We start from the raw sequence: 17,079 nt of genomic DNA on the forward strand, positions 1-17,079 counted from the left end.
TGCATTTCTTAAATTAAGCGTACCGTAAACCTCGACGAGCTTAGTGGCAATGATCATTATTCGTTTTATGAGCGCCGTTGATCGGTTGAAAATCTGCCCTGTTGATCGATGATGATGATCGATATTAGCAATGGGCCATTGGTATCTTCGTTGGAAAAGGTGGCGCTGGGGTCAACGATCGCCCGGCGGAGCGATCGCCCATACCCTTATCTAAGCCATATTCTGAAGCTGTCTTCAGCATTTCGCCGCGTTTGTTCATGAGGTCTTGGTTCCCATATGACACTGCCATCGCTGGCTGAATTCATCCGGTTAATGCCGGCTAGCGTGGTAACTGCACCCCCGAGCCGCTGGCTAGCCGATTGCTTAGCGAGTCAGGGCGACTATTTGGTATTGATGGATCAAGAGCACGCTCCCATTTATGGCCTATCGTTGAGCCAACTGCTGCAGCTCAACCAAACGTCGAATGCAGCGTTAATGCCCCCCGTCTCAAACCATCTCAAGGCTTCATCCGCCCCGGTCACAGAAACCGCCCAAATCGATGAAATTGCCGATGAGCTGCATCTGATTGAACAACAAACACCCCTAGACACGGTCATTCAACAGGTGGTGACGGCACCCGATCAGCCTTGGGCCGTGGTCGACCATCAGGGTCGCTACCAGGGCATGTTAGATATTCCTCGCCTGTTGGCTAATATCGTGCGGTCGGCAGCCGTTGCCCAAGCGGCTGATGCGGAGGCGATCGCGCCCCCAGCACCAGACTCTATGGCGTCGCAGAGTCAGACGGCGTTGCTCACCTACCTGGGGCACGAGCTCAAAACGCCGCTGACCTCGCTGTTAGGCTTATCCAGTCTGCTCAAAATGGGGAGCGAAAATCTCACGCCCCGGCAAATCCGCTATACCGGCCTGATTCAGCAGCATTGTCGGCGATTGGCCGCCTGGGTCAACACCCTGGTGGATCTAGGGCGAATCGAAAGCGGCACCCTGCGCCTGGTGCCTCAAGTGATTGATTTATCCTCCCTTTGGGCCGAAGCTTACAGCCAAGCCGCTCTTAGGGCGGGACTTGAACAACACACTCCGGGTTTATCCGTTCCTCTCGCGTTACAGAGCGCCTCTCCCCCGCTCACATTGGTGGCCGACGAGGTGCGCCTGCGGCAAATGCTCAGCTGTCTGATGCAAACCGCTTTGGTTAATCGCGACGCAGTCCCCGCAGGAGAATCTCGCCTGCTCGATATTGTGCAGTGGGACAACTGGCTGGGATTTGCCATATCGGGTATGACCGATCGCTTTGCCCTAGAGCATCTATCACAGGCCATGACGATTCGCCCGTTTGCGGCGGCTCCGGCGGCGGCCACCCCCTTATCCGCCGAAATGGGGCATTGGCTAGAGTGGTTGCTCGTGCGCAAACTCGCCCAACTGCACCAAGGCGAACTCGTAATGACCGTGCATCACGACACAGAAACCGTCATTCGGCCCACTTTACTGCTGCCCATTTCACCCCTGCCCGATGCCACTAGAAGCAGTCGCTTTTTGCTGGTGGTGGCCCCGTTCGAGTCCGATTCACTCGCCCGGCTTTGGCAACAGGCCAATCAGTTGAATTATCAGTTGTTGATCACAACGCACAGCCAAGCCGCGATGGAGATAGCCGCCCACTTGCCCGTGGCGGCAGTTTTGGTGCTGCTGCAATCGCAGCAAATGCGGGAAGATTTGCAAACGCTGAAGGCTGGTTTGGCGGCTAATAATCAGTTACTTATTGCGCTGGTGCCGCCGCATCTTTCGGCTTATTTGGGTGAACTGCCCGTTGATCGAGAACTGCTATGGCCAACGGATGGGTTGGGCAGCGTGTTGCTACAACCGCCCACGACCCTGCCAGCACCAAGTCGCCTGACGATTTTATATTTGCGATCAGAAGAACAAACCGCTTCGCCTAACCCTAAATTCCCCCATGTTTTTCATGATTTTGGCTGTCGGGTCTTAGAGGTCGATGACTTGCAGCAGGCCAGTTTACTCAAGCGAGTGTGGCGACCGGATGTAGCGGTACTCGACCCGGAAATAGTCGATCCGCAGACTTACCTGCAAACGTTGAGTCAACTCAGCGAATTAACCGCACTGCCCCTGATTACGCTGACCATGGGGGCCACTCAGGCCGCCCATGCGATCGCTCAATTGTCAGTGTTTCCCTGCCTGGTCGCCGAAACGGCGTGGAATACGCCCGAATCGGCGGAGCGCATGTCGGCCTGGTTAGTGCAAGTGCTGCAAGTTGCCGCCACCGAAAGCACGAGTTAACTGAGCGTGGCCGAGCGACAGCCATGGACAAATCACGAGTCAGACATGCACAACCTGAACTTCAGGAGCAATCACCTGAATTTAACTGAACTTTTCCCCGTTGTCGTTCCTCAGGGGCTAAGCGAGTATGTAGACATCCTGTAGACTCGCGTGTGCTCCTTGAGCACGAGCCGAGCTGGAACTCCTTTTAGAAGGCGATCCAGCTCGGTTTTTCATATTTAAAGCACCCCGTTGATGGGGAGGGCGATCGCTCCACCAAAATCCCCGATGCCCCATCCCGACGTTGCCAAATCATGTGACGGACTGAGCATCCCTGTTGCCGGTCTCTTGCGGTCAAAGAGACGCCTTGCAGCGGCAGACGTTGTTGCGCCGTCAGGAATTGGGTTATCCCCTATGTCGTTGTCGGCCTTTCCCTGGTCGGTCCAGCAGGAGGTGTCACAATGGAACCGTGCAGAAACGAGGATTTCTCATGCCTGAAGAAAAAAACTATTCCTGGAAAGGCAGTCCGAATGCGGGATTAGTCTTAGCGCTGATTGCTTTAGGTGCTGGAGTGTTGCTAATCTTGGCGGGATTTAGCTAATGGCAAAGCGGCGATCGCCCACGGATTGTTAGGAGCGATCGCCGCTTAAGTGAATATGCAACTGTGCTTGGTGGAGGGTTAGCCCTGAATTTGCTGCTCAGGCAGCTCGTCAGCACCGCCCCTCTACAGTGTTAGTCACCATCGTTGCTGCCGCCGTGGGGGCGAGAGTTGCCCGGATCACAGCCTTCGGAGCCATTGCCTCGGCCCTGATTGCAGTTGCGGCGGCGATCGTCGTCGTCATCATCGTCGTCGTCGTCAACAATGACTGTGTTTGTCTCAGTCGTGGTGGTCGTGGTCTCCACTGTCTCAAAGAAACCCACCACATCCACGATGTATTGCGAATAGAACATGTCCACGAGATTCATACTCGCCATCGCTTGATACAAGTAAGAGCACGCTTCGGCGCGAGTCACCAATTCAAAGAGATTTAATTCGGTGACCACCGGATAGTTGACGATGATGCCCCGTTCTACCAAGGCCGCAACAATCTCGCGATATTCCACCGGAATGGTGTCGGCATCATCAAAGACACTGAGGATTTCTTCCACCGTGGTCGTGGTCGAGGTGATTTCGGTATAGCCGAGCGATCGCGCCAGCATCACCCACATTTCCAGCTTGGTCAGGGTCGATTCGGGGTCAAAGGTATCGTCATCGGCCAGATCGATCCACCCTTCGGCATAGGCTTCACGCAGTGCATCGTAGGCCCAGTAGTACTGGGAGACATTGCGAATATTGACCACCTCGCGCACCGCAGTTTTGTTGAATGCTTTGGTCACCATGGCCGCATAGTGGGCCTTGGTGAGATAAGTATTGGGCAAAAATTCGCCATCGGGATAGCCCGAAACCACGTTAATGGAGGCGAGTCGGTAAATAAAGTCGCCCGCCCAGTAATCCGTTGAAATGTCGGTATAGGTGACTTCGGTGACGGTTGTAGTCGTGGTGGTTTCGCGAATGACTTCGGTTTCTACGCGCTCATAGCCATCGTCATCATCATCGTCGTCATCGTCGTCATCGTCGTCATCATCGTCGTCGTCGTCATCCCCATCGTCGTCATAGTCGTCATCATCCCCATCGTCGTCCTTGAGTTGGTCTTCGGGCAGTTCTGCGACTTGCCCTGCGTCGGCATTGGCCTCAAGGGTGGCAGCGGTGGCCGCATCGGTCACCAGTGATAAGGCAGCGAATGGCGACAAGAGAGGCGCAAACAGCGCGAGGAGCGTGGCAAGAGATGTACCGTTCAGCAGCAAACGATAAACAATCTGGCTCATGATTCAGTTACCCACAATTTGGTTGAAAATTTTCAGCAAAATCAGTCGAAAACTTCCAGCAGCGGAAATTTTCTGGTGATAGCTAACGTTTTGATTGCAGTTGCAATTGCTAGCGGCAGCGCGCCCTACCTTTGCAGCTATTGACCAACAATCTTTGCTGATGTTCCCGAAATTAAGTACGAGTTGCAGGTGTTTGATATTGCTCGCGTTTGCGGAACTTACGGAGTCGGTTGCTCGTCTGAACCCCGCCAGAATTGTTGGAGAATTTCGCCTGGCGATCGGTCCCAGGTGTCGCGGTGATCATAAATTTTGCCGTCTTCGTTCAAGGCATAGAGGGAATAGCCGTTAAAGAAGAGGCGGGGCTGCCAGGGCAGGCGCAGGGTGCCGCGCACAGTCCAATCGACGCGAATGGTGAGCTCGTCGGCTACGCGCACCTCGTGCACATCAAAGTGCAAATCACTGAAGAAGAGACGACCGTGGAAGCGCAGGGTCCAAAAAATGATGCGATAGTTCAGCTTGCCTTTGAACTGGTTAACGGGGTCTTTGAAGCAGATGTCGCGGGTGTAAATGTCGTAGGAAATATCTTGCTCAAACAAGGTGGGCAGGTCGGCCCGCAAGGTCGCCAGAATCGGCTCATAATCTACCGCGATCGCCATCTTTCGCCCTCTCAGTCCGCTACACTGCTCAGTGAATATTGTCGTTCACCCGGTCCGATTCCATCTTATGGTTAAGGTCTTTAAGACGTTTGTGCTGGCGAGTCTACTCGGAGCATTATTGATTTTTGGATTACCCTCATCTGCCCACGCGGAGACTTCACCGATGATTGCTGCACTACCTGGATTCAAAGCTCTTTTTAGCGGTTCGCGCCCTAGCAACATTGGGGTAAAAGAGGGCCGTTTGGCCGCTTGCCCCAGCAGTCCCAACTGCGTCGTGAGCCAGGGGGAAGAAGATGCGGAACACGCGATCGCCCCTCTGACCTATGACAGTGACATGGCCACTGCCGTCGCCAAACTACGCGAAGTGGTGGCAGCCCAGGAAGGCAGCGAAGTCATCGAACAAACCGACACCTACCTCTATGCCGAGTTCACCAGCAAGCTGATGGGCTTTGTGGATGATGTGGAATTCTACTTTTCGCTGGCGGAACCGGGCACGATTCATGTGCGATCGGCGTCGCGACTGGGCCAGTCCGACCTGGGGGTAAACCGCAAGCGCATTGAGGCCATTCGCGCTGCCTTTGCGGCGTAACCCACGGGTCAACCGCGCTGCGATCACGGGCATTGAATATTGGTCCGCAATGCAATCGTAGGGGCGAGGCATTTTCGTTGTCACCCTTTGGTTTTGACCGAAATGTTATTCAGAAAATGCCTCGCCCCTACCGGGATATCGGTCAACCAAACGGGGGGTTAAACATCAATCCGTCAGGCGGGTGGATTCATCGGGTGTGCCGCCGGCGATCTCCAATTCCCGATATCCCGTTTGGGCATCCAACCGCCGCTGGAAGGTCACCCCTGACAGTCCTCCCACGACAATTTCCGCTGTGGTGTAAATCAAACAGCCCGGCATGACGTGGCCGCCGATCATTTGGCCTTGGCTATCTGCGATCGCCAAATGCAGGTGCAGGCCTTCGGGCGACAGGGTGCCCACCAGCGACACGATTTCAAAGCGCCCAGTGAGAAGCGTGGCGCGATCTTGTCCGGCAAAGCGCAAGCTCGCCTGCTGCAAGCTGCCTACCGTCGTCAAAATGCACCCCGCCGCGATCGCCTGCGATTCAGTAAAGCTTTGCAGGCATTGCTTTAGATCATCGCCCGGTGAGAGTCGCAGGCAATAGGGGGTCAGGGCAGTTGCTGCGACAGCGGAGTGAGCCATGGTCACCTTTCCAATCCGATGGTTTCAGTTGTAAAGCACACTGGCACCCAAGCGCCATCCTGCGCCGAAGCCCCGGCCAATGACGGATACTATGGGAAGCATTCTGCCGCTGCGGCACGAACGCGGTTCAGCATTTCACCCTCTCTCCAGACTGATGGGCAAATCGCTTTCATTTCAAAATAAAGTGGTGGCCGTGACCGGCGCGTCGGGCACCATGGGCCGCGCGCTGATTACCGAATTGCAGCACCAAGGGGCCACCGCGATCGCCCTCACCACTTCGCCCCAAGCGGATTTTGTCGACGACGTGCGAGTGGTGTCCTGGCAGGCAGGTCACGAGGCCGAGTTGCAAGCAGTTTTCCGAGAGGTGGATATTTTGGTGATTAACCACGGCATCAATGTCCACGGCGATCGCACTGCGACCGCGATCGCCAAATCCCTGGAGATCAACAGCCTGTCTGTTCTCGCCCTGATGGATACTTTCATCGCGGCTCACGCCGACCCGACCGACAAAGAAATTTGGGTCAACACTTCCGAAGCGGAGGTCGGTCCTGCCCTCAGCCCCCTCTACGAAATTTCGAAACGGCTCATCGGCGATCTGATCACCCTGAAACGCCAGGATGCCCCCTGCACGATTCGCAAAATCATCCTCGGCCCCTTTAAAAGCAACTTGAATCCCGTCGGGGTGATGTCTGCTGATCGGGTCGCGAAAGGGGTGATTGCTCGGGCCAAGCGCGATCGCCGCAACATTATCGTCACCATCAATCCCCTCACGTTTGTGGCCTTTCCCCTCAAAGAAACGGCCCAGTCACTGTACTTTCGATTGTTTTCGCGATCATAGCTACCAGTCACATTTAAGCTGTCTCTTAAAATCAGAATTTTCCAGAACTTCTAAAACTATAAATATTTAGACTCATGAATAATAAAGAAAATTTCTTTGATAGTTTCTTCTCATCCTATAGTTATGAATTAAAGAGCCAGATGAAGCGCTTGGACACATTGATAGGCAGAGATCATTGGCTAAGTGTAGGAAATTACAAAGAGTCGATATTGAGGAAGCTTATCCGGAACACGATACCGAAAAAATTTGAGGTTAGCACTGGATTCATCTTGGCTTCTGATGAACAGGGAAATCCTATCAAGTCCAAACAAATTGACATTATCATATGGGATTCGCATGAATTTTCGCCTGTATTTCAGGATGAAGAATTTGTGATCGTACCACCTGAGGCTTGTCGTGCTGTCGTAGAAGTTAAAAGCACTTTCAATAGAAAAAGCATGCTTAAAGCTCTGAGCTCACTTGATACAATCCTCGAATTTGTCCGAACTCCTCTTCTGCAAAACTGCCAGATCAAGAAGTATGCATTCTTTTTCGATAAAAAAAGCGATTGTTTTCCAGATGACATCTTTGATTGCTTGATTGAATTTTATTCGGACATTTCTGATTTCCCCTTGCAAGTAAGAGTCGATTGCACTAAGTCCAGGTGGCCTCAAGATAGATCCTGGCAATTATTCTCCATTGATGGAATCTTTGTTTTAGGAGAGGGGATGGTTTTGCGAAGAGTTAGAGGCTTTAATCAAAGGGATGTCAAATTCATGTTTGAAGCTTATAAGACTGCTGGCAAAAACTTGGATTTAGACCATACTTACTCTGTTTTTGAACACGAAATTCAAAGATCAATAAATAATAATTACAGTCCCGGCTTGTACTACACTAAGCAACCTGGATTGCAATCTATCATCAATAATATTTCAATAGCTAAGCTTTTGAGAGATGCAGTTATGATTTTTCCCGCAATAAGTGAGAAGGATCTTTATAATGACATCCCTAAAGAAAGCGTGTACAAGCTGAAATGAAATTTGTACGGCAATAATCAGTCTAGTGAGTGAAAGTTTGAATCTGAGGTTTATTGGTAGCAAGGGTTTCAGGATTAGTGCCTTACCTCATCTCATGTGTACGGAAACTGCTGTGGCAGTTAACAGATCAAAGCATTTTTTTAGATGACTGACTTTCAAGAAATCTTGAACATTGCCCAAGCGGCCTTTGCAGATTTTGCCGCCGGACTCGCCAATGGTGACTGGCAACCCTTTCTCGATCGCCTCAGCAATGACGTGACTTTTTGGTTTCCTGCTGGCCCCTTCAAAGGTCACAACCAGGGCAAAGAAAAGATCGCGGCCTTTCTCGCCATGGTGCCCCAGGTCTTCCCCGGTGGACTGACGCTGGAAGTCGTGCAGATCACGAGCAATGCAACCACCGTCGTGTTTGAAGTGCGATCCACAGGCCGCATGGGGAGCGAGCCATACGAAAATCAGGCCGCGATCGCCTTCGACCTTCGGGATGGCCAAATCTGCGCTTACCGCGAGTATCTGGGCGTCGTCTTCCAACTGGGACAGTAAGCCGACAGCCGCTCTCGCCTGTTTGAGCGTCCTCATCCCCCTACAAATCACTGGCGATGCCGAAAAGTGCCAATCACTTCACCGAAACCCGCCGCTGCGCTGTCTGAAAGATGGAGTGGGCTACCCCCTCGGCTTATCTATTGTTGTAGATGAAGGTCACCCCCCAAGATCATGCAAAGCTCCCTCCAGCTCCCAAGTATTACTGCCAAGATCGCCATGGTGTTGCTGAGTAGTATTGACGACGCGGTAATCATTACCCTCAGCAAACTCGGTATTCCGGTGCCGGGGTTACAGGGATTAAGCACGATCTTGATGACCATCACGGTCTGCTTTTGGCTATATCGCTTGCTGCGCTTTGTGAGCCGTTGCGATCGCCGCCTCATCTGGCCCCGCCTCTGTGATGCGCTGAAATAAATTGAGGCATCGACCTGACTCTTCATTCGCCTTACTGCGATCGACCCGTTATCCTAAGCCCACGTCGAGATTCATTCACCATGTTTGTGTCACATTCGCCCCAACCTCACGTTTTATCTGCACTGCGCGCCTTTGCTGGCGGGATCAGTTGTCTGCTCGCGATCGCCAGCCCCACTTGGGCTCAGTCATCGCCTACCCCCGCACCCTTATCCGCCGACGTTCTCATCAGCAATGCCCGCGCCTATGATCCGCCCGCTGGTTCCACTGGGGGCGGTGCGAATACCGGGGGTGGCATTCGGGGCTGTAACGGTGAAATGATTGCCCTCGCCCCAGCCTTTCATACCCCTGGTCAAACCTTCTCGGCATATCCCACGTTTGTGTGGTACCTCAGTGAAGACGTTGCCGATCGCTTGGAATTTACCCTCTTTCACCAGGGCCCTACCGGCGAAACCGAAATTTTCAGCCAAGAAATTCTCCCCGGCGAAGCGGGCTATCAAGCCTTCACGCTACCAGCCGATGCTGAGCCGCTCGGAGTCGGTGAAACCTATCGTTGGCAAACCACACGGTACTGTGATGCCAATAATCCAGGTGCCATTCAGTGGGTTGAGTCCGAAATCACTGTCGTTGAGCCGCCCCGCAGCTTAGCATTGCTAGAGACTGTAGCGCCGACCCCCTGGCAAAAGGGCATCCGATTTGCCCGCGCCGGTTACTGGTATGACGCCTTGGCCCAGGTCTACGCTGCTAACACCGTGGACGATCAAGCTCTGCGCCAAGCCTTGCTGCTGGATATCGCTGATCTCGCAGCAGAAACCAATAACAGCACCGCGAATCGCTGGAGCGATCGCCTGCGAAGCCTGGTCGAAACGCCCTAACCTCAACGAAGCCAGCGGCGAAAACAGCAAGAGTCTGGAGATGATTGGTCAGCGAGCTCGTCAGTCAGGGGAATCCAATGTAAAGCATGAGCCCATGTCAGGCATTTGAAGACATCCCTAACCAAGTCATCAAGGCCATGATTGGCTCCCTCACGTCCCTGTCCCGCCGCCCCGCCGACTCTCCAGGCTTTAATCTTCACCAACCGGAGACTTTACCAATCGCACTCATTAAAGAATTTGCGGCCTAACCACCCATAATTTCTTTTAAGCTTTGAACACAGCGTTTGAAAGGAATCCTCCATGGTGAAGGTTGTTCAGGTGACTCGGGTGGGCGTTGCTGCGGGAACTGCGATCGCGCTCTTCGCACCCGGTTGGTTCAACATTGCGGCCCAGGCTCAAAGTCTCGCTCCTGATGAGGTGACTGCGCTTCCTGTCGTGCCCGATGAAGTTGTGGCTTGTGACCTGTTGATTGTGGGGGGCGGGTTGTCCGGCACAGCAGCGGCCTATCAGGCTCTAAAAGCAGGCCACACCGTTTGTCTGACAGAAATGACCGACTGGGTCGGCGGGCAAATTTCATCTCAGGGCACCACCGCGCTGGATGAATCTCGTCGCCAGCGCCAACTCCTCTTTTACCCCGCTGGCTACAACGAGTTACGCCAACGAGTCGAAGCCAAGTATGGTGAACTTGATCCCGGTCGCTGCTGGGTCAGCGCCACCTGCTTCTTGCCCTACGACGCCCACGCCATTTTGTTCGACATGCTCGAAGACGCGGCTGACGAAGGGCATGGGGTCTTGAAATGGTTTCCCAACACCGTCCCCAAAGAGCTAGAATTCAGCGCCGACGGCACTCAAATCGTCAGTATGGTGGGCATTCAACACCGTCCTCAACCGGGGACACCGCCCCTGAATACGGAACCCCTATCGGCGGTGATTGAAGACTTTTACACCTACGAAGATTCGGCCCGCTTTGCCAAAAGTGCGATTCAATTTGTGCCGCCCGGAAATCCTCCTGAAGGCCCAGCCGACTGGTACGTCATCGAAGCGACGGAAACCGGCGAACTGATTGCCATGGCTGATGTGCCCTATCGATTGGGGCTTGATCCCAAGTCTCACCTCAATCCCTCGTCGCCAGTGACCGAACAAGATCCCTATTGCACCCAGGGCTTTACCTACACCTTTGCAATGGAAAAGACCGAGGAACCGACGATCCCAGCCGTTCCCGAGTACTATCCTCAGTACGAGCCCTACTTTAGTTGGGAGCAAGTGCGCGATTTTGACGCCCAAGACTATTACGATTTTGTCTTTACTTATCGCCGCATTTGGGCCGCTGAACCCGAGCGCACGGAGACGATCGCGGGGGTTCCTCGTCCCCGTCCGGGCGATATCTCGATGCAAAACTGGACGTGGGGCAACGACTATCGTCCCGGCAACGCCGTAGATAACCTGATTTATTCCCATGATCAGCTAGCGGAGTTGGGACAGCTAGAACCGGGAGGCTGGCTTGGGGGGCTGCGACAAGAAACCCTGCGGCGCGGCGAAGAGAATGCCATCAGCTACTACTACTGGATGGTGATTGGCGAAGGCGACTCTCAATTGGATGACAGCCTTAAAGAACCCGTACTGAACAGTCGCTATGTGTCTGGCTATGACTCACCGATGGGCACTGCTCACGGACTGTCGAAATTCCCGTATATCCGGGAGGCGCGGCGAATTGTGGGTCGGCCCTCTTTTGGCTACGACGACGGATTTGAAATTAACGAGGTCGATTTCACTTGGATTGATTTCAATGACCCGTTTTATGAAGAAAACCTGGATCCCGCTACCTATGAACGGCTGCGGGTAGAGGTCGCTGGGCAAGGCGCGATCGATGCCCTGGTCAATGAAACCCCACCCGGCGAAATTCCCCAACGGCAGCGGGCCAGAATTTATCCCGACTCCATTGGCATTGCCCAGTATGCGATCGACTTTCATCCCTGCATGTTAGAGAGTCCTCCGGAAAAACCGGGCAATATTGAACGCCCCGGGGTGCGGCAGGCTCACGGTCAGGCGTATCCGACACAGATCCCGCTGCGGGCGTTGATTCCCCAACGAGTCGATAACTTGCTGGTGACGGGCAAAGGGTTGGCGATGAGCACGATCGCCGCCGCCGCTTACCGGGTTCATTCTTACGAGTGGTCGGTGGGAGTCGGGGCCGCGGCCACCGCTGACTTTGCCTTACGCAACAACGTCTTGCCCTACCAGCTAGTTGATGAGACTCCCATGCTCGACCCACTAATGTATGAACTGAGACGCGAGCTCGAACTCAGCGGCAACCCCACCCAGTTTCCAGGCACGTCCATTTTCAACGAAGATTGGGAAGATTGGCGGCCTTGGTAGTCACCCTTCTCCCCTAACGTTTGGATACCGCTTTGAGCAATTTTCTCTTTGATTTTGATGGCACCTTGGCGGATAGCTTATCCGCGATCGTGCTCATCACGAATCGGTTAGCCCCTGAGTTTGGCTTTCGCCCCACCCCTCTGGCAGAGGTCGAAGCGCTCAAAGGGCTGACCGCCCGCCAATTAATTCGCTATTCCGGCATTCCGCTGCTCAAAATTCCGGCGCTGTTACGGCGCGTCCGGGCTGAGTTGAGTCAACAGGGGGGCCACATTACCCCCTGCCCGGGCGTCATTGAGGTGATTCGCACCCTATATGCGCAGCACCATACGCTGGCGGTGGTCACTTCTAATTCGCCTGCCACAGTGGAAGCCTTTTTAGCAGCCCATGACTTAACGCACTGTTTTCTCAGTGTCGATGGCGGCGGCACCCTCTTTCGCAAGGGCAAGTTGATTATGCGCTGTCTGGAAAAACATCAGCTCGTCCCTCGTGAAACCGTATATGTGGGCGACGAAATTCGCGACATTGACGCCGCGCAGTTTGCTGGGGTGAGGCCAGTTTCCGTAACGTGGGGCTTTAATAGTCGTCCGCTGTTGATGAAGATGTCCCCGGACTGGCTGATTGATGATCCCGAGCTGCTGCTGGCGATCGCCGACCAGCTGTAACATCCTCAGCGGTCACAACTGAACGACAAATCATCCACCGTTTCGACCACAAGGTGCTATAGTTAGAAGCCAACTCAAATGGCTACGGACGTTAGGAGAGTCAGCCGTTTTGTCGCGGTCAGCGTCACGTTTAAGTACAAAGGTTTTGTGAAAATAAAACTTTGCCATTTGTTACATAACGTTAATTAAGCTACTATTAGATTCTCCAAGGTGCATTCTGGTCTGCACCTACAGTCTTCTCTGTTTGAGGAGGCGCATAGCAATACACCGCCTAGACTAGGCCCAACTTGACCTTTGGGGTAGGCGCTTACCGGAATTACACACTGTATGTCTTTTGAATCTCTTGGCTTGTCTGGCAAGCTACTGCGGGCGATCGCGGATGAAGGTTATGAAACGCCAACTCCGATTCAGGCGGAGGCGATTCCTGCGGTTTTGGCAGGCCATGATTTACTCGCCAGTGCGCAAACGGGCACGGGTAAAACTGCCAGTTTCACGCTGCCGATCTTGGAACGTTTGAACCAAACCAAGCCGGCTCGTAACCGTCGCATTCGGGCCCTTGTGCTCACACCCACACGCGAACTGGCGGCACAGGTAGAAGCCAGCATCAAAACCTACGGCAAATATATGCCGCTACGCATTGCCTCAATTTACGGGGGCACTCGCATGGGACCGCAAATTGCCCGCCTGCGCAAAGGCGTGGATGTGTTGGTTGCGACTCCCGGACGCTTGCTCGACCATTTAGGTCAAGGCACTGCCGATCTTGCAGCGGTGGAAACCCTGGTACTGGATGAAGCCGATCGCATGTTGGATATGGGCTTTATCCACGACATTCGCAAAATCATTGAGCATACGAGAAGCGATCGCCAAACGCTGTTGTTTTCCGCCACCTTCTCGCGCCAAATTCGTAAACTGGCCGACGATCTCTTGGATAATCCCAAGGTGATTGAGGTGGCGCGTACCAACACCGTCGCGGAGAATGTGACTCAGGTAGTGCATCCGGTAGATCGGCACCGTAAGCGCGAACTGCTGTCACACATGATCGGCTCGAAAAATTGGGGGCGAGTGCTCGTTTTCACTCGCACCAAGCATGGCGCGAATCGGTTGGCTGAGCAGCTGCAAAGCGATGGTCTGACTTCCGACACCATTCACGGCAACAAGAGCCAAAGTGCTCGCGCTCGCGCACTAGATTCGTTTAAGCGCGGCAAGGTCCGGGTCTTGGTGGCAACGGATGTGGCAGCCCGAGGGTTGGACATTGACGAACTGCCCCACGTGGTGAATTTCGATTTGCCCAACGTGGCCGAAGACTATGTGCACCGCATTGGCCGGACGGGCCGGGCCGGGAATGAGGGCGACGCCGTTTCCCTCGTCTGTGTCGATGAGCATTATCTGCTGCGCAATATCGAACGGTTGCTCAAGCGCGATATTCCCTCAACTATCGTGCCGGGGTATGAGCCGGATCCTTCCATTGAGCCGCAGCCTATTCCCGGTGCCAAGCGGCCTTCCAGTCGAAATGGCCATAGCAAAAGCTACTCCCGTAATGGCCAAAATCGTCGTTATGGCAGCCGCAATAAGGGGCGGTCATCGAGTCCCAATGCTCGTCGCAACGGCAAGTCGCTGCCTGCGCCCGTGCTGAATAAAGGGAAGCATAAGCAGGCGTAATTGCGCACTATCTGATTAGAGTTTTGCAGCAGGGGATGGTCACAGTTGTGGCCATCCCCTTTTTGCGTCGGCTGCAGCAGCGGACAGGGGTGCTGCCGTTTAGTGCAACATCAGGTCGGGAAAGCATTACGGGCCAAATCGTTGTCGATAAAGCGTCCTGCATCACCGGTCTGCGCATAGTGGTATAGCGAAGCTTGAAAGACTCCGTTGATCGCTCCAGTAATCAGGGCTAAAGCCCCAAACGCCACAACGCCAAACAAAACAGTCAACACAATGAGGGGGATAAAACCGGTGGATATGGCCACCACCAATAAACCCACAAATACTGCCAATAGGACGAACTGTACTAAGAAGCCAACGCCCCCAATCACAGCGCGCCCCGTAAAGCCTTCGCCCCAGGTTTGCTTAAAGATGTCCCAACTGCGGCTGATGGCTTGGACGGGACCGACATTTTCCACCACATAGACTGGAATCGCGAAAAAGACCACCACACTCCACACTCCTTGAATCAGTCCGCCAATCAAGGACGTAATAATAGCGACAACGATGTTCTCGGAGTCTCGTCCGGCGTCCCGAAGCATGTGGGCCACGGTGCCAATAGTGGCCGATATTAGGGCAAAACCAATAATCTGCCCCCAGCGGCTGATGGCGATCTCGAGACCATCCCCCACGTCAGCCGATTCACCCTTAAGCAGTTTGAGCGCCACCCCGACCAACGCCGTATTGGAAAAGATGATGACGGTGTAGCACACGAAATAATACAGAAACAGCATGACAATGCCAAACACCCATTGCACGCTAGATTCATCACCGTTGGTGGCAACTTGACCATCTCCTAATAACAGCGCCCCACCGACCGTGGGAATCAAGAAGATAATCCCAACGATCACCAGAGTAATGCCGGAGATTAAAGGAAAAATCATTAACTGCGGATTATGCTTGAGGGCTTGCCAGCATTGTTGAGTTAGCTGGACTCCATTAGCGATTTTGCGTGCCACAATACTCTCCGTTTGCTAGATGACTGGATGCTGCTCGCCACATACCGAGAAAGCGTAGGGTGAGCCAACTTCCCTGGTTATGGCATAGCTACTCAGACTGAGCAAATTTTTTGGGCGTTCTTGAAATCTGCGATCGCCTGCAAGTAGCTCATCCCTCTGAACTAAGAGGGAAAACGTCAGCCGCAACGACGGCACGCCAAAAGCACCTCGCCAAAACTGTCAAGTTTTCAGTTACTGCAAGGGCTGACGACTGGTTATGATGCAAAGACGCAGCCGCTCTGAATGCAGATATTTATGCTCGATCAAATTGGATTTGTCGCGAAGGTGTTGGGGGTGTCGCTCGCGCTCGCGATCGCCTTCAAAACCATTGCGCCCCGGCTACCCATTCCCGCGACCTCAGCAGTGAGTCTAGCGATCGTGCTCTTGCCCTCAGCGATTGTCGGGGCTATTCTGACCTGGCAACTGTGGAAGATGAATGATGCCGACGCCGCGCACCCTCGCCGAGATTAACGCCAAGATCCGCGCCCAAACCGTGGTAGTGGAAACGGCCGAAACCTTCAAACAGCGAGCGGCTGAGTCCAGCATTGCGGCAGCGTTCGCCGCCGTGGATGTGGTGACGACGGGCACCTTTGAACCGATGGAATCTTCCGGAGCGGTACTCAACATTGGGCACACCGATCCGCCCATCAAAATCCGCGACTGTCGGTTGGATGGGGTGCCCGCCTATGCGGGAATCGGGGCGGTGGATTTGTATTTGGGGGCGAGCCAACCGGCTGACTCTGGCCCCCCTGGCGACAACACTCCCACCAAAGACCGGGGTGGCGGCCACGTCATTGCTGATTTGGTGGCGGGCAAGGCGGTGCAATTGCAAGCGACCGGGCACGTCACAGACTGCTATCCCCGCAGCAGCTTGGATACCACCATTTCCCGCGAGACAATCAATCAGTTTTATCTGTTTAACCCGCGCAACCTCTATCAAAATTTCATCGTGGGGGTGAATGGCGGCGATCGCCCCCTCGCGACATACTTGGGGCCACTCCAACCGAATCTGGGCAATGCCGTGTACGCCAACTCCGGCGCGCTGTCGCCGCTCATGAATGATCCCAACTTGAACGTGGTGGGCATTGGCAGCCGCATTTTCCTCGGCGGCGGCGTGGGATACGTCGCTTGGGAAGGGACCCAGCATTTCCCGCTGCAAAAGCGCCTGCCCAATGACACCCCCATTGGCCCCGCCGCCACCGTGGCTTTAATCGGCGATGCGAAACAGATGCAGCCGCAGTGGGTGCGCGGCTGCTATTTCAAAGGCTATGGCCCCTCGCTAATGCTGGGCATTGGTCTGGCCATTCCCTTATTGAATGAGGCCATCGCCTGCCACTGCGCGGTGCAAGACCAAGATCTGGTGGCGCCCGTGATGGATTTTTCGATTCCCCGACGGGTGCGCCCCACCTTTGGCTTGGTGAGCTATGCCCAACTCAAGTCAGGGCGCATCACCCTGAATGGCCAAAAAGTCCGCACTGCCCCCCTTGCCAGCATTTATCTGTCGCGCCAAGTCGCCGCCGAGCTGAGGGACTGGATTGCCCAAGGTCAGTTTGAGCTGACGGCACCCGTGGCTCCCCTGGCCCGCGATCGCGCCTTCCTCGCCCAAGATACGTGGAATCCCCAGAGTGGACTCAGAGAGTGAGACGGATATCCCCCGATCAGCCGGATGAA

The 17,079-nt window shown here is 54.2% G+C and carries 16 protein-coding genes; 12 read left to right on the top strand and 4 right to left on the bottom strand.

Features of this window, described 5'->3' with window-relative positions; genetic code table 11:
• Positions 1-276: 276 nt before the first annotated feature.
• Positions 277-2,283 carry a sensor histidine kinase gene (locus DYY88_RS02995; RefSeq protein ID WP_039725341.1) on the top strand — a complete coding sequence of 669 codons (2,007 nt, stop codon included), beginning with the start codon at positions 277-279 and terminating at the stop codon, positions 2,281-2,283.
• A gap of 711 nt (positions 2,284-2,994) precedes the next feature.
• Here DYY88_RS02995 and DYY88_RS03000 read toward each other — a convergent pair.
• Positions 2,995-4,128 carry an S-layer homology domain-containing protein gene (locus DYY88_RS03000; RefSeq protein WP_052288217.1) on the bottom strand — a complete coding sequence of 378 codons (1,134 nt, stop codon included), beginning with the start codon at positions 4,126-4,128 and terminating at the stop codon, positions 2,995-2,997.
• A 218-nt stretch (positions 4,129-4,346) separates the two neighbouring features.
• Positions 4,347-4,784 (bottom strand): C6orf136 family protein, encoded by a 438-nt coding sequence (locus tag DYY88_RS03005; protein WP_039725342.1) that lies wholly within the window; start codon positions 4,782-4,784, stop codon positions 4,347-4,349.
• A gap of 163 nt (positions 4,785-4,947) precedes the next feature.
• Between DYY88_RS03005 and DYY88_RS03010 the strand changes: the two genes are divergently transcribed.
• Positions 4,948-5,373: a DUF1499 domain-containing protein gene (locus tag DYY88_RS03010; protein WP_052288675.1), complete on the top strand. Its 426-nt coding sequence runs from the start codon at positions 4,948-4,950 to the stop codon at positions 5,371-5,373.
• 165 nt (positions 5,374-5,538) lie between these two features.
• Here the strand turns inward: DYY88_RS03010 and DYY88_RS03015 are convergent, their stop codons facing one another.
• Entirely contained in the window at positions 5,539-5,994 is a 456-nt protein-coding gene (locus DYY88_RS03015) for a PPC domain-containing DNA-binding protein (protein ID WP_044150919.1), read from the bottom strand.
• 91 nt (positions 5,995-6,085) lie between these two features.
• On the opposite strand from DYY88_RS03015, the gene DYY88_RS03020 reads away from it, so the two are divergent.
• The 8 genes from DYY88_RS03020 to DYY88_RS03055 all read left to right on the top strand — a co-directional run bounded on the left by DYY88_RS03020 (position 6,086) and on the right by DYY88_RS03055 (position 14,371).
• A complete protein-coding gene (locus tag DYY88_RS03020) occupies positions 6,086-6,832 on the top strand; it encodes a bifunctional sterol desaturase/short chain dehydrogenase (RefSeq protein WP_063776152.1) in 747 nt (248 codons plus the stop codon).
• 74 nt (positions 6,833-6,906) lie between these two features.
• Complete coding sequence (locus tag DYY88_RS03025; protein ID WP_039725344.1) at positions 6,907-7,848, top strand: DUF6602 domain-containing protein; 942 nt, start codon at positions 6,907-6,909, stop codon at positions 7,846-7,848.
• Between the two features lie 144 nt (positions 7,849-7,992).
• Positions 7,993-8,388: a nuclear transport factor 2 family protein gene (locus DYY88_RS03030; RefSeq protein WP_039725345.1), complete on the top strand. Its 396-nt coding sequence runs from the start codon at positions 7,993-7,995 to the stop codon at positions 8,386-8,388.
• Between the two features lie 171 nt (positions 8,389-8,559).
• Positions 8,560-8,802, top strand: coding sequence for a hypothetical protein (locus DYY88_RS03035; protein WP_039725346.1), 243 nt, complete (start codon positions 8,560-8,562; stop codon positions 8,800-8,802).
• Between the two features lie 80 nt (positions 8,803-8,882).
• On the top strand, positions 8,883-9,674 hold the full coding sequence (locus tag DYY88_RS03040; RefSeq protein WP_039725347.1) for a DUF928 domain-containing protein: 792 nt from the start codon (positions 8,883-8,885) through the stop codon (positions 9,672-9,674).
• 300 nt (positions 9,675-9,974) lie between these two features.
• Positions 9,975-12,050 carry an FAD-dependent oxidoreductase gene (locus tag DYY88_RS03045; protein WP_084606949.1) on the top strand — a complete coding sequence of 692 codons (2,076 nt, stop codon included), beginning with the start codon at positions 9,975-9,977 and terminating at the stop codon, positions 12,048-12,050.
• 20 nt (positions 12,051-12,070) lie between these two features.
• On the top strand, positions 12,071-12,712 hold the full coding sequence (locus tag DYY88_RS03050; RefSeq protein WP_052288218.1) for an HAD hydrolase-like protein: 642 nt from the start codon (positions 12,071-12,073) through the stop codon (positions 12,710-12,712).
• A gap of 327 nt (positions 12,713-13,039) precedes the next feature.
• Positions 13,040-14,371 carry a DEAD/DEAH box helicase gene (locus DYY88_RS03055; RefSeq protein WP_044150923.1) on the top strand — a complete coding sequence of 444 codons (1,332 nt, stop codon included), beginning with the start codon at positions 13,040-13,042 and terminating at the stop codon, positions 14,369-14,371.
• Between the two features lie 110 nt (positions 14,372-14,481).
• On the opposite strand, the gene DYY88_RS03060 is transcribed toward DYY88_RS03055, so the two are convergent.
• Complete coding sequence (locus DYY88_RS03060) at positions 14,482-15,369, bottom strand: DUF6159 family protein (protein WP_130199309.1); 888 nt, start codon at positions 15,367-15,369, stop codon at positions 14,482-14,484.
• Positions 15,370-15,663: 294 nt separating this feature from the next.
• Between DYY88_RS03060 and DYY88_RS03065 the strand changes: the two genes are divergently transcribed.
• Both DYY88_RS03065 and DYY88_RS03070 read left to right on the top strand, forming a co-directional pair.
• The gene (locus DYY88_RS03065) at positions 15,664-15,879 is read left to right on the top strand and encodes a hypothetical protein (RefSeq protein WP_039725349.1); all 216 of its coding nucleotides are present in this window, start codon (positions 15,664-15,666) and stop codon (positions 15,877-15,879) included.
• A complete protein-coding gene (locus DYY88_RS03070; protein WP_039725350.1) occupies positions 15,848-17,050 on the top strand; it encodes a homocysteine biosynthesis protein in 1,203 nt (400 codons plus the stop codon). Before DYY88_RS03065 ends, DYY88_RS03070 begins: the two co-directional genes overlap by 32 nt.
• Positions 17,051-17,079 lie beyond the last annotated feature (29 nt).

Source organism: Leptolyngbya iicbica LK (genome assembly GCF_004212215.1).
GTDB classification, from domain to species: domain Bacteria; phylum Cyanobacteriota; class Cyanobacteriia; order Phormidesmidales; family Phormidesmidaceae; genus Halomicronema; species Halomicronema iicbica.